The following is a 12811-nucleotide window of genomic DNA, read 5'->3' on the forward strand; positions in this document are numbered from 1 at the left end:
CCATTGGGAAATTGTGTCCCGTATCACCCCGGAGGCCGTTCCGGACGCCGGGTCAGTGCAACCCCGCGGCATTCTCTGCGAGCGGAATCACAAGGGGCGCACCGGTTTCCGGATCATCTATGATCCGGCAGCCGAGCGCGAACACCTCACGCACCAGTTCCGCCGTCACGATCTCGCGCGGCGCGCCCGCGGCGACCACCCGGCCGTCCCGCATCGCGATGAGGTGGTCGGCGTACCGGAAGGCGTGATTCAGGTCGTGCAGGACGGCGACCACGGTCCGCCCGGAATCCCGGTTCAGCGTGCGGCACAGATCCAGCAGCTGGATCTGATGCGCGATATCCAGATAGGTGGTCGGCTCGTCGAGCAGCACGATCGGCGTCTCCTGCGCCAGCACCATGGCGATCCAGACGCGCTGCCGCTGCCCGCCCGACAGCTCGTCCACCGACCGGGCGGACAGATCGGTGACACCGGTCGCGGCCATGGCCGCCGTGACCGCGTCCTCATCGGCCTGCGACCATTGCCGCAGCAGCGTCTGATGCGGATATCGGCCGCGCGCAACGAGATCCGCGACCCGGATGCCGTCCGGGGCGGTGGAGGTCTGCGGCAGCAACCCGACCCGGCGCGCCACCTCCTTGGCGGGATAGCTGCCGATCGCCTTGCCGTCGAGCAGCACCGACCCGGCCTCGGGAGCCAGCAGCCGGGCCAGCGCCCGCAGCAGCGTGGATTTGCCGCACGCGTTCGGGCCGATGATCACCGTGAACGTCCCGTCCGGAATCTGCACGGAGAGTTCGTCACTGATGGTCCGCCCGCGATAACCGAGCCGAACCCGGTCGGCGCGCAGCCGGACCAGGTCTGCTCGAGCACCGGGCGGATCCGCTGCTTCCGCACTTCGAACAGCGTGCGCCACAGTGGGATTCGCCTGTTCCGGAACGTCGTCCAACCCGGCGGCGTCCGAATCGGCTCGGACGCTGAGATTCTCGTTCATCGTCGCTTCCTCTAGTTCCGTCGCGCCTCGGCGAACAGCAGATACGCCAGGTACACCCCGCCCACCGAGACGGTGACCACGCCGACCGGCAGGGCGGTGGGCGCGAACACCCGCTGCGAGATCCAGTCGCAGGTCACCAGCAGCAGCGCGCCCATGGCGGCGGCCGGAGCCAGCGCGGTGGAGGGCGTGCGGGCCAGGCGGCGACCCAATTGCGGTGCGGCCAAGGCCAGGAACGCGATGGGGCCGGCCACCGCGGTGGCGATGGAGCTGAACGCCACGCTCAGCACGATCAGCAGCATGCGGTCCCGCCCGACCCGGACGCCGAACGCCTGCGCGAGGTCGTCACCCAGTTCCAGCACTCGCAGCCGGGCCGCGGCGACGGGTACGGCCACCGCCAGCACCGCCAGCAGAATCAGCGCGGGCGCGACCTGCGCCCAGGTGACTCCGCTCAGCGATCCCGCGCCCCAGGCCGCCGCCGACATGGCCGCGGCCAGATCCGCGCGCAGGATGAGCCAGGTATTGACCGAGGCCAGCATGGCGCTGACGCCGATACCCACGATGATCAGGCGAAATCCGGTCACGTTGTGCCGGAAGGCGAGCAACTGGATGGCCAGTGCCGCCGCCAGTCCGCCGATGAACGCGCCCGCCGTGGTCTGGAATCCGCCGCCGCCCAGCACCAGCATGACGATGAGCGCACCGGTGTAGGCGCCGGTGTTGAATCCGACCAGATCCGGGCTGCCGAGCGGGTTGCGGGTCACCGATTGCAGGATCGCGCCGCTCACGCCGAGCGCCGCGCCCAAGGCCAGCGCGAGCACCACGCGCGGAAACCGCCAGTCCCACACCACGAGTCGATCGAACCGCTGATCGCCGATGAACAGCGCGCGCAGCACCCGGTCCGGCGGAATCGGATAGTCGCCGGTGCCGAGCGAGACGACGGCCATGGCCAGCGCCGCCAGCACGAGAATCGCGCACACCACCACGGTCCGGATGCCCACGCGCGCGGTGAGGCGGCGGGTGCGCAGCACGACCACCGAGCGGCCGAAATCGATGGCGGTCATTCGGCGCTCACCCGCGTCCGCCGGGCCAGCCAGATCAGGACCGGCGCGCCGAGGAAGGCGGTGACCAGCCCGGCGGCGAGTTCGTCGGGCCGGATGATGACGCGCCCCAGCACATCCGCGCCCAGCACCAGCATCGGTGCGAACAGCATCGAGTACGCGATGATCCAGCGCTGATCGGGGCCGACGATCCAGCGGGCGATATGCGGCACCGCCAGCCCGACGAAGGTGATGGGTCCGACCGCGGCGGTCGCGGTGCCGCACAGCAGGGTCAGGGCCGCGACGGTGAGCAGGCGGGTGCGCCCGACGTGGACGCCCAGCGCGTGGGCGAGATCCTCCCCGAGGGCGACGGCGTTGAGGGAGCGGGCCGCGATCACCGCGGCGATCAGCCCCACCGCGATGAAGGGGGTCGCCCCGGAGATGACGTCGTAGCCGCGCCCGGTCAGGGCGCCGGCGTCCCAGCTGCGCATATGGTCGAAAGCCTTGGGGTTCAACAGGATCAAACCCCTGGTCAGGCCGGACAGCACCGCGGTGATGGCGACACCGGCCAGGGTGAGCCGGATCGGGTCCGTACCCTGCCTGCCCGCGGTGCCCAGCCGGTACACGACCACCGAAGCCACCGCCGCGCCGGCGAAGCCGAACCACACGTAGGAGGTGATCTCGGCGGCGCCCAGGAAGGCGACGGGGATCGAAATGGCAAAAGCCGCACCGGCATTGATACCCAGCAAACCCGGGTCGGCGAGCGGGTTGCGGGTGAGGCCCTGCATCAGGCACCCGGCCACCCCGAGCGCGAGCCCGGCGAGCAGTCCCAGCAGCGTGCGCGGGACGCGATAGTCGGTGATGACGACCGCGTCCACGGAATCGCTGGTGCCCCGCAGGGCCTCCCACACCACGGTGAGCGGGATGGCCTTGGTGCCGACCATAAGGCTCAGCACACAGACAGCAACCAGAGCGGCAGCAGCCAGCAGCCATCCCGGCCAGTGCTGTGGCCGGGCGCGCGATCTTTCCATCAGGTACTTTCTCCACGAGTGTCGTGCGGTGCCAGCGGTTCCCGCGAGCGGGGCCACCGACCCTGCCACAGATCCTTCGCGAAACGAAGGTCTTGCAACTTAGGTTTGCCTACCCTAGCGTGTCTTCTCGTCCGGTTCACAGCTACCGCCCAGCCAGGCGTCAGCCTCCACCCCCACCCCCGGAACCCGGACAAGCCGTATCCACAGCCCCCGCACGGTATTTCGCATACCCGGTGCCGGGGTCGACGGCGCACGTTCAGATGAGGGAACAGAGAAAGGTTCACCGTCCGTGAAGTTCACCAAGGTCGCGCTGCTGGCCGCCGCCATCTCCGCGTCGCTCGGCGTCACCGCCGGAGCGGTCAATGCGGCCCCCGCGGAATCCGACCAGGGCGCTATCAACTACGCCACCACCGTCTCCGAGACCAACACCATCATCAAGACCGACGCCGGCTCCATGGTCGTCGAGGACGGTGTCTTCAAGGTCAAGGCGGCCAACGGCGCCACCGTCGCGGGCACCGAACTGAAGTTCCGCGTAGACGATTTCGAGTTCCCGATCGCGGCCGAGATCGCCGATCGCACCGCCACCCTGACCCCGCAGTTCGACCTGGCGCACGCCGTCTACAAGCCGGTCGCCCTGCCGTACGAGAACCAGGCCCCCTGGAAGACCGAGTACGACCGTGAGGTCGCGGCCTGGAGCCGTCTGGGCAGCACCATCAGCCTCGGCGCCAGCATCGCCACCATCGTCGGCGGCATCGGCGGCGCGGCACTCGGCTGCATCGGCGGCGCCCTCGTCGGCGCGGCCCTGACCGCCCCGCTGGCCCTCATGTTCGGCTCCGGCCCCATCGCCGGCTGCATCGCCGGTGCGGGCGCCGTCGGCTTCCTCGGCACCCTCGCGGGCCAGATCTTCATCACCGCCCCGGTCGCCATCCTGGCCGCCGTGCAGTACTTCACCACCATCAATCAGCCGATGCCCAACGCCGCCAAGTAATTTCACGGCGGCTTCGAGACCCCGTCCGGCATTGCCGGGCGGGGTCGTCCTGCTGTCCGGCGACACTCCGCGCCCACGCGCGCCCACCGCGAGACGGGCGCACCCGCTGGCATCCTGAGAACATGAACCCGGAACCGACGCGCGCCCAGACGTTTTCGCTCCTCGCCCGGGCCGGAGCAGCGGATACCCCGGATGCCGCCCGCGCCGAGGCATTCGAGACACTGGCGGCACTGGAGGACTACCGCTCCACCGCCCCGTTGACCGCCATGGTGCTCGACACCCGGCTGCCCGAGGCGGTGCGCACGAGCGCCTCCGAGACGGTCAGTGGATTCGACGACACCACGACCGGCGACATCCGCCGAACTTGGTGGGCGAGTGGCGATCCGATCGTCATGCGACACGCACTTCGCCTGATGACCCGGGCCGAGGCCGACATAGTGACATTCGTCGCTCAGGACGACGCCCACCCGCTCCAAGCGGATGCCCTGTCCGGCATGGTGTTCGGTTTCGACGAGCCGGACTTCGCGCCGATACTCGTTCGCGCCCTGCGTCATCCGGACCCCGGAATCGCGCGCGCGGCCGCCGATGCCCTGCTCTGGGACGAGCCGGTCGCGGCCGAATCCGCACTGTTGGAAGCTGCGGTGAACCGCGAAACCGACGTGGCCGCAGCGGCAATCGAGACACTGCGGTACTACCGCAGCCGCCGCGCCCTGCGCGTCCTGGCCGATCTGCGGTCCAGCGACAACGCCCGGATTTCGGCGCTCGCCGCGAACAGCTTCGACGATATTCGCGAGGACTTCGAGGCGGCCCTGCAGACGAACCCACCCGACATGGCCGTGCCACTGCGAGAGTGGATGCGCCCGGTCGCGGATCTGATCGAGTCGACACCCCATCGGCCGCCTGCCGGACATCCCGCACCGCATCCGGAGCCGGTCGCACCGACCACGCTCACGTCCACGCGACCGCTGACGGAGCTACTCGACGACCCCGACGCCGGTGGACCGCGGCTGCTCGGGCTGCTGCGCGAGAACCCTTGGTCCGCTGACGAACCCACCGACCGAACCCGCTGGAGCGCACGCCTCGCCGAACACCCGGACCCCACGATCCGCGCGGAAGCGTGTTCGATCCTGGCCGGCTGGGCCGAATCCGCCGTGCTGCTGAACCTGATGACCGATCCCAGTGCCACAGTCCGGAAGTCGGCGGTCTGGTCACTCGGTCAGGTACCCGGCGACCCCGCCATCGCCGACCACGCCTGGGCCTACCTGTCCACCGCCGCAGGCACCACGGCCTCCGAAGCGGTGCGCACCTACGCCACCCACGCACCGGCCGGTCGAGCAGTGGATCACCTCCAGGAGCTGGCCTGGTCCGACCCTCGCGAATGCGTTCGGTACCAGGCCATCCGCTCCCTCGCCACGCTCGGGGCAGACGATGCGCTCCGCACCCTCGCGCCCATGCTGCAGGAGCCACCCAGAATCCACTGGGGCGTGCACATCGCCCTGTTGGACAATCTCCACGAACTCGGAATTCACACACCCGCTCCGGATCATCTGAGCCAGGCCGACAATCTCGACCTGATGACGGCGCTCCTCCGCTTCACGAACTGACGCGAAGGACCGCTCCGCACCTGGTCGCAGCCGTCTCGGACGTCATGGGCTGAGGCGGTGGAGGTCTCGGGGAAACAGGGTGGACCAGCGGATGTTGTCGACCTCGACGAGGCGGGATACCCAGCGCTCCAAGCCGATTGCGAAGCCGCCGTGCGGGGGCATGCCGCCGGACATGGCTTCGAGGTAGGCGGTGTAGCGGGCGGGGTCTTCGCCTCGGGTGGTCAGGGCGTGCAGGTAGTCGGCGTGGTTGTGCAGGCGTTGACCGCCGGTGACCAGTTCCAGGCCGCGGAAGAGGAGGTCGAAGGAGTTGGTCCAGCGGGGGTCGGTGGGCTGAGGGTGGGTGTAGAAGGGGCGTTTGGCGGCGGGGTAGCCCTCGACCGCGAGGAAGTCGGAGCCGAACTCCCGCAGCGCCCATTTGCCCAGGGCACGTTCGTGTTCCGGGGCCAGGTCGGGTTCCTCTGGTGGGGCTCCCACCACTTCGAGGGCCTCGGTGAAATGCAGGACGGGGATCTGTTCGGGAACCGATGGCAGTTGTGCGCCAATCGATTCCACCGCCGTGCCCGCCGTGGCCCGGACTCGTTCGAGCATGGCGGCGAGGGTGTCACGCAGCACCGAAAGGACGTCGCGGTGGTCGGCGATGAAGCCGAATTCCACGTCCAGGGAGACATATTCGGCGAGATGGCGGGCGGTGTCGTGGGGTTCGGCGCGGAAGACCGGGCCGACCTCGTAGACCCGCTCGAAGACCCCGGTGAGCATCTGCTTGTAGAGCTGCGGCGACTGGGCGAGATAGGCGGGCGCGCCGAAGTAGTCCAGGGTGAAGACGTTCGCGCCGGATTCGGCGGACTGTTCGACGATCTTCGGAGTGGTCACCTCGGTGAATCCGGCGCTGTCCAGATGCTGCCGGAATCCGGCCATCGAGGCGGCGGCGATCTGCCAGACCGCGCGCCGGGCGGGATGCCGCCACGTGAGCGCGGCGTGGTCCAGGACCGTCGGGAGGGTCGCTTTCAGCGCGGGCCGCCACAATTCGACCGGGGGCACGGCGGCGGGCGGGCCGAGCGGTGTGATCACGGGGTCGATGATCTCGATACCGCCGGGCGCTTTCCCGTTCGCGATCACACCTCCGGCGACGCGCACCACCGTCTCCTCCGGTAGCCACGAGATCTGCTCTCGCACAGCGCTTTCCGTAGCCACGACCTGCGCGACCCCGGACCTGTCGCGCACGATCACGAATGTCACCCCGGACAGCTGCCGCCGCCGGTGTATCCAGCCCTCGACGGTCGCCGAGGAATTCCCCGCCGCGTGCGCGGCCGGCAGTTCCGAACAGAGAGTACGTGTCATCCGATTCACCTCCTGGTTGTTGCCCCGGGAGGTGTGGGCGATCGGGTAGTCGCGGTGCCACCACACCTTCACAGCCGAACCGGCTGCCTCTACTGGTCGATTGATATTCGGTGACCGGCCGATCGGCTCGGAGTTCGTCACGCTCGTCGACGCCGTGAATGCGATGGTAGCCGACCCGGTGACCACAATCACCGCGTTAACGCCGGCGGCGTGGTGGAAGATTTCACTGCGAATCTTTCGCCCGGGGGGTCCGGGCGTCGCGCACTGAGATTGCGAATCTGTTGGGAGGCAGCGTGCGATCGATACTGAGAAATGTCGGGGTGGCCGTGCTCATCGGAGCATCACCCCTGCTGGTGACGGCCTGCAGTGGGACGACGACGACCGATCGGCCGTCCACCTCGGTCGTGGCCACGCAGGTGAACGGGCAGCAGCAGCCGGGCGGAAAGGACGGTCAGTCCACCGTCCGCACCATTGGAAAGACCGGTTGGTACAGCGGTTTCGAGATCACTGTCGACAAGGCCACGGTGGTGCCCGACGAATACGGCGGCGGCAAGATCCGCATCGACATCACCTATCGCAACACCACCACCGACAGCGCGCAGATGGGCATCGGCACCTACCTGCAGGTCGGCAATGAGGTCGACGGCGGCGCGAGTTTCGACAATCCGATGGTCCCCGGCAAGGGCGCCGCCGTCGGCAGCGTCACCACCTCGGTGCAGAAGCTCGCCGATGCCGAGCACCTGCTCGACACCATGACCGTGGTCTACGGCGAAGCGTCGGACAATCAGACCAAGATTCCGCTGCAGGCCGGCGCGAAGGTCGAATCCGTCCAGCCCAAGACGCTCACGGTCGGGGGCAAGCTGGTGCAGAATCAGACCACCATCGAAGTCACCGGTGGCACACTGGCACCGAGCTACACCTCCGATGAACGCGGCAAGATGGATCTCGCCTTCCATATCAAGATCATTGGCGGATCCGGCATCCCCGATGGCGGCACCAATATCTACTACGACTGGTTCACCCTGAAGACCCCCGACGGACAGGTGGTCACCGCCGATATCCGCGGTCCGGTCAACGAACTGCTCAACCGCAGCGAAACCATCGACAATGCGAAGAATTACGTGGTTTTCGTGATCTCCGAGCCCGTCTCCGGCAACTACACATTGAGCTACGACGCCACGAAGGGAGAAAGCGCGGCCTCCACCCTGCCGATCACCGTGAACTGACAACCGGATATCCCGTCGTGTGTTTTGCTCTGACAACAGTCAAGGCTTGGATACGATCGGCGGGATACGAGGGAGGTGCGGTGCCGGAGGCCGGTCGCGTCCCGGTCGGGGTAGATCCGTCCAAGCCGAACGCGGCACGGGTCTTCAACTACCTGCTGGGCGGGAAGGACAACTACGAGGTCGATCAAATGGTCGCCCATCGTATGCTCGCGGTCGATCCCGCCACCCGCACCCTGGCCTGGTTCAGTCGGCAGTTTCTGCTGCACGGCGTGAGAATGGCTGCCGAGCAAGGGATTCGGCAGTTCATCGATATCGGCGCGGGCATTCCCATCACCCCCGATGTCCACGAGGTGGCGCGGGAGATCGAACCGGCGGCCCGGGTGGTGTCCATCGACTACGACCCGGTCGTGCACGCGCACGCCAATGCCCTGCTGGCGGGCACGCCCGGCGTCACCTCCATGCTCGCCGACGTCCGCGCACCCGTGGAGATGATCGTCCGACTACGCTCGGACCACGCCATCGACTTCTCGCAACCGGTCGCCGTCCTGATCGTCGGCGTCCTGCACTTCGTCATGGACGACGAGGATCCGTACGGGATCATCGCCCGCTTCCGCGACGTCATGGCCCCCGGCAGTCTGCTGGTCTATACACAGGCGGGGAGCACCACCGCACCGGAGTTCATGGCGCGCACCGGAATGGACACCGACAACAGCCCGGCCCAGGTCGCCTATCGGACCCAGGAACAGGCGGCGCGGTTCCTGGACGGATTCGAGGTGGTGGGGCCGGGTGTGACGCCCATCCAGCAGTGGCTCGGCGACGACCTGCCCGAGACCAAACTGGTGCTCTTCGGCGGCATCGGCCGCAAACCCGAGGATCCCTGATCACACTGTGGCGGAAAGACTTTCGGCCCGCCGCGCCATGGCGTCCGCGATCGCCCGCGGCCGGCGGCCCAGACCGCACGCACTAGCGACACCCGCGGCCGGACGGCCCAGCGCCCGCTCCACCATCCGCAATACCTGGACCTGCTGCGCCGGACTCGGCGTCTCGTGGACGAGACCGGCGTAGAATCTGATGTCCGGGTGCAACCGCGCGAGCGGCGCGTAGAACTCGAACCGCTGTGACGGCGGCACCTGCCCGGCCGCCAGCGGACCGTGCACGAACTCCAAGGTCCGCCCCGACGGCCACTGCCGGACAATGGAATTGGCCAGATCGACGAAGGGCCGCAGATCGCGCAGCCGGGCGCGGGACCGATTGTGCATACTGCCCAGGCACAGGTGCACACCGATCCGCGTACCCTCCGGCGCGCCCGCCGCCAGCTCCGCGATCCCGGCCGCGAGCCGCAGCGCGGTATCGGCACGCCGGTGCAGCGGTTGGGTTTTCGCCATGAGCACCATTTCGGCGGTGGCCTCCAACTGCAGGACCACCTCGTCTCCGGCCAGCTCGCGCACGGCCGCGATCTCGCGAACGGTGGCGTCGCGGAACGCTTTCCGATGTCTGCGCAGTCCGCCCGCACCCATGGCGATGAACGCCAGGGTGAAGTCGGTGGGCATGCCGATCTGCAGGGAAAGGCCGGGCAGGGCGTAGTCCGCGCGCAATCGCCGGAAGACGGGCAGGGCTTCCTCGGCCTCGCCGCGATAGCCGAGGTTCAGCATGTCGCCGGTCAGCCGCACGCCCGGGGGTGCGCGATGGATGGACCGCTCCCGGCTCGAACGTAGCGTGCCGGGCTTCTTCACCTCCAGGGCGCCCTGGTCCACCAGGTCGGCGATGATGGGCTGGATGTAGAACTCGTAGCGCCGGGTCTCGCCGGTGGGCAGCGTGCGCAGGCGCGGGCCCGCGCCGTCGAGCATGGCCCGCATCGCCTCGTCCGTGCTCGCTGCCGGGAAACTCCCGACAAAATGCACAGCTCGTGTGCTCATGGGGTGCATCGTAGATCAATTTCGGTGAATACCCATCCGGGTGATTCGTCCTTACGAATTGCATTGTGCGGTATCGTGTCTCGCCAGAGTAGGCCGGACACCCACTGAATTCGCCCATCGTTCGAGGGAGCACGGAGCGTGCGAACCACAGTCCGCGCATTCGCCGTCGCGGCAGCCGCACTATTGCTGTGCCTGGTACCCGGGGTTTCCCAGGCCGCGCCGAGCGACTCGCCGGGCGCCTGCCGCGATATCGACTTCCCGGTGGCGCAGGGCAGCCTGGCCACCACCCTCTGCCTGCCCGACCGGCCCACCGACACGGTGCTGGTGCTCATGGCGGGCTCCAATTACAACCACACCTACTGGGATTTCCCCTACGCGCCGGAAACCTACAACTTCCGCCGCGCCATGAACGCCGCCGGTTACGCGACCCTGGTCGCCGACCGGCTCGGCAACGGGGGCAGCACCCGGCCGCCGAGCCTGACGCTCACCGCCACGGCCACCGCGACCGCGCTGCACGAGATGGTGCAGGCACTGCGCGCCGGATACTTCGGCGCGCAGCCGTTCGCGAAGGTGGTGACGGGCGGGCATTCACTCACCTCGGGCACCACGGTCATCGAGGCCACCACCTATCACGATGTGGACGCCGTGCTGCTCACCGGCTACTCGCACACGCTGAGCGTGCCCGATGTGCTGGGCGTGATCAGCACCTACCACCAGGCGGTCGAGGATCCGCTGTTCCGCGGGCGCGGGTTCGACTCCGGCTACCTGGTCACCCGGCCGGGTACGCGAGAGGCCGATTTCCACGGGCCCGGAAATGTGGATCCGCAGGTGCTGGCGATGGACGAGGCCACCAAGGAGACCTTCTCGCTCACCGAATATCCGGACGGTCTCACCTCCACCCTGCCGGGCATGTCCAGCGACATCACCGTGCCGGTCCTGGTGGTGAACGGCGGGATGGACCGATTGTCCTGCGGCAGTGCGTTTTCCATCTGCGCGGACAGCGCCGCGCTGCAGGCCGCCGAGGCCCCCCACTTCACCCTGGCGGCGCGGTTGCGCACCTATGTGCTTCCCGGCAGCGGACATTCGCTGAACCTGGCCCGGAACACCAGGGACTATCAGGCCGCGGTCATCGACTGGCTGGGCACGATCTAGACCGGCACCGGCTCGCCGTCGGTGTGCTCGGGGGCGGCGAAGCCCGGCAGCCAGCGTTCCATGATCTCCAGAATCGGTGTGTCCGAGTCGAGTTGGGCACAGATGCCGATGATGCCGCCCGCCACCCGGGCCAGCATGGGCAGTTCCACCGCGTCCTCGGGGGCGGTGGCCGCCATGGCGTTCTGGAAGGAGAAGTTGCGGACGTCGAGCAGGGCCAACACGGTCTCCTGCACGGCTTTACGGCTCACCCGGAAGTCGGGGTCGTTGAACTTCTCCATATGCGGCTGGATCACGCCGCGCAGGTGCTCGACGTCGTAGTCGGCGCCGTCCTTGACGAAACCGTTGCGGCGCATGACATCCACCGCGCCCTCGAAGTCCTGGGCCAGGGCCAGGCGGAACACCTCGCCGAGGTAGGGCGGGATGCCATGGGGCATGGGCAGGCAGGCGCCGAAGTCGATGACGCCGAGCCGGCCGTCGGGCAGCAGCTGGAAGTTGCCGGGGTGCGGGTCGCAGTGCAGGTAGCCGACGCGCTGCGGGGAGGAGAGCAGGAATTCGGCCAGCAGGGTACCGGCGGCGTCACGCTGCTCCTGGGTGCCGGAGGCGATGATCCGGGACAGCGGGGTGCCCTCCATCCACTCGCTGACCATGATCTTGGGCGCACTGGCGACCACCTTGGGCGCGAAGAACTTCGGATCGTCCGGGCCCAGGGCGCGGGCGAATTTGCGCTGGTAGTCGGCTTCGATACGGTAGTCGAGTTCGTCGTCGGTGCGGGCGATGAACTCGTCGACCAGGGCCTTCACATCGGTGCCCGGGAGCACCAGATTGAATGCGGCGGAGAACATCTGGAGCATCTTCAGATCCGCGCGCAGCGACTCCTCGGCCTCGGGATACTGCACCTTCACCGCGACGGCCCGCCCGTCGCCCCATACCGCCCGGTGCACCTGACCGATGCTCGCGGCCGCGATCGGGTCGTCGTCGAAGCTCTCGAACCGGGCGCGCCAGCGGGTGCCCAACTGCATGGCCAGCATTCGATAGGTGTCCTTCACCGGCATCGGCGGGGCCTCGGCCTGCAATTTGACCAGCGCGTCCTTGTACTGGCCGATGAACTGCGGCGGCACCGCCACCTCCATCACGCTCAGGGCCTGGCCGATCTTCATGGCCGCGCCCTTGAGCTCCCCCAGCACCTGGAAGACCTGATCGGCGGCCTCCTGCATCAGTTTCTCGTCGATCTCCCCCCGCTCCAACCCGGTGATCACCCGGGTGCTGAGCGCGGTGGCCCGACTCAGCATGATCGACATCGGCAATCGGACAAGCTTCACTGTCCGTGCGATCCCCTTGCGCCTAGCCCCGGCCATCGCCCACCTCGCAGCTCCCCGCGACCCCACCGGCCGCCGATCGATATTGTCTGAGACAATTTTCTCGACCGTAGACCAGAGCCCCGCACCGAATCAATAGCACCCGGCCATTTCCGAAAACGCCTGCGCCGCAACCACCCCACGACACGACGAATTCGCTGCGGCGACGCTACGCCGCCACA

11 protein-coding genes are annotated in these 12811 nt (G+C 68.2%); 5 read left to right on the forward strand and 6 right to left on the reverse strand.

Features of this window, described 5'->3' with window-relative positions; genetic code table 11:
• Nucleotides 1-52 precede the first annotated feature (52 nt).
• Genes JK358_RS09700 through JK358_RS09710 form a run of 3 tightly spaced genes read right to left on the reverse strand, consistent with a single transcriptional unit; the run spans nucleotide 53 to nucleotide 3050 of the window.
• Nucleotides 53-985, reverse strand: a complete 933-nt coding sequence (locus tag JK358_RS09700; RefSeq protein ID WP_201945797.1) for an ABC transporter ATP-binding protein — start codon at nucleotides 983-985, stop codon at nucleotides 53-55.
• A gap of 11 nt (nucleotides 986-996) precedes the next feature.
• A complete protein-coding gene (locus tag JK358_RS09705) occupies nucleotides 997-2043 on the reverse strand; it encodes a FecCD family ABC transporter permease (protein ID WP_201945799.1) in 1047 nt (348 codons plus the stop codon).
• Nucleotides 2040-3050, reverse strand: coding sequence for an iron chelate uptake ABC transporter family permease subunit (locus JK358_RS09710; protein ID WP_201945801.1), 1011 nt, complete (start codon nucleotides 3048-3050; stop codon nucleotides 2040-2042). Before JK358_RS09710 ends, JK358_RS09705 begins: the two co-directional genes overlap by 4 nt.
• A 289-nt stretch (nucleotides 3051-3339) precedes the next feature.
• On the opposite strand from JK358_RS09710, the gene JK358_RS09715 reads away from it, so the two are divergent.
• Together JK358_RS09715 and JK358_RS09720 are read left to right on the forward strand one after the other, a co-directional pair.
• Nucleotides 3340-4038: a DUF8020 domain-containing protein gene (locus JK358_RS09715; RefSeq protein WP_201945803.1), complete on the forward strand. Its 699-nt coding sequence runs from the start codon at nucleotides 3340-3342 to the stop codon at nucleotides 4036-4038.
• A 122-nt stretch (nucleotides 4039-4160) separates the two neighbouring features.
• Nucleotides 4161-5642 (forward strand): HEAT repeat domain-containing protein, encoded by a 1482-nt coding sequence (locus tag JK358_RS09720; protein ID WP_201945806.1) that lies wholly within the window; start codon nucleotides 4161-4163, stop codon nucleotides 5640-5642.
• Between the two features lie 42 nt (nucleotides 5643-5684).
• On the opposite strand, the gene aspS is transcribed toward JK358_RS09720, so the two are convergent.
• Entirely contained in the window at nucleotides 5685-6980 is a 1296-nt protein-coding gene (gene aspS / locus JK358_RS09725) for an aspartate--tRNA(Asn) ligase (protein WP_201945808.1), read from the reverse strand.
• 293 nt (nucleotides 6981-7273) lie between these two features.
• On the opposite strand from aspS, the gene JK358_RS09730 reads away from it, so the two are divergent.
• Both JK358_RS09730 and JK358_RS09735 read left to right on the forward strand, forming a co-directional pair.
• The gene (locus JK358_RS09730) at nucleotides 7274-8206 is read left to right on the forward strand and encodes a hypothetical protein (protein ID WP_201945810.1); all 933 of its coding nucleotides are present in this window, start codon (nucleotides 7274-7276) and stop codon (nucleotides 8204-8206) included.
• 80 nt (nucleotides 8207-8286) lie between these two features.
• The gene (locus tag JK358_RS09735) at nucleotides 8287-9087 is read left to right on the forward strand and encodes an SAM-dependent methyltransferase (protein WP_201945812.1); all 801 of its coding nucleotides are present in this window, start codon (nucleotides 8287-8289) and stop codon (nucleotides 9085-9087) included.
• Here the strand turns inward: JK358_RS09735 and JK358_RS09740 are convergent, their stop codons facing one another.
• Nucleotides 9088-10122: a hypothetical protein gene (locus JK358_RS09740; protein WP_201945815.1), complete on the reverse strand. Its 1035-nt coding sequence runs from the start codon at nucleotides 10120-10122 to the stop codon at nucleotides 9088-9090. It abuts the gene before it with no gap.
• Between the two features lie 138 nt (nucleotides 10123-10260).
• Between JK358_RS09740 and JK358_RS09745 the strand changes: the two genes are divergently transcribed.
• On the forward strand, nucleotides 10261-11274 hold the full coding sequence (locus JK358_RS09745) for an alpha/beta hydrolase (protein ID WP_307817420.1): 1014 nt from the start codon (nucleotides 10261-10263) through the stop codon (nucleotides 11272-11274).
• Here the strand turns inward: JK358_RS09745 and JK358_RS09750 are convergent.
• Nucleotides 11271-12572 carry an ABC1 kinase family protein gene (locus JK358_RS09750; RefSeq protein ID WP_232851026.1) on the reverse strand — a complete coding sequence of 434 codons (1302 nt, stop codon included), beginning with the start codon at nucleotides 12570-12572 and terminating at the stop codon, nucleotides 11271-11273. The two genes, JK358_RS09745 and JK358_RS09750, sit on opposite strands and share 4 nt — an antisense overlap.
• Nucleotides 12573-12811: the final 239 nt, after the last annotated feature.

Origin of the sequence: Nocardia acididurans (genome assembly GCF_016741815.1) — a bacterium.
Lineage (GTDB): Bacteria > Actinomycetota > Actinomycetes > Mycobacteriales > Mycobacteriaceae > Nocardia > Nocardia acididurans.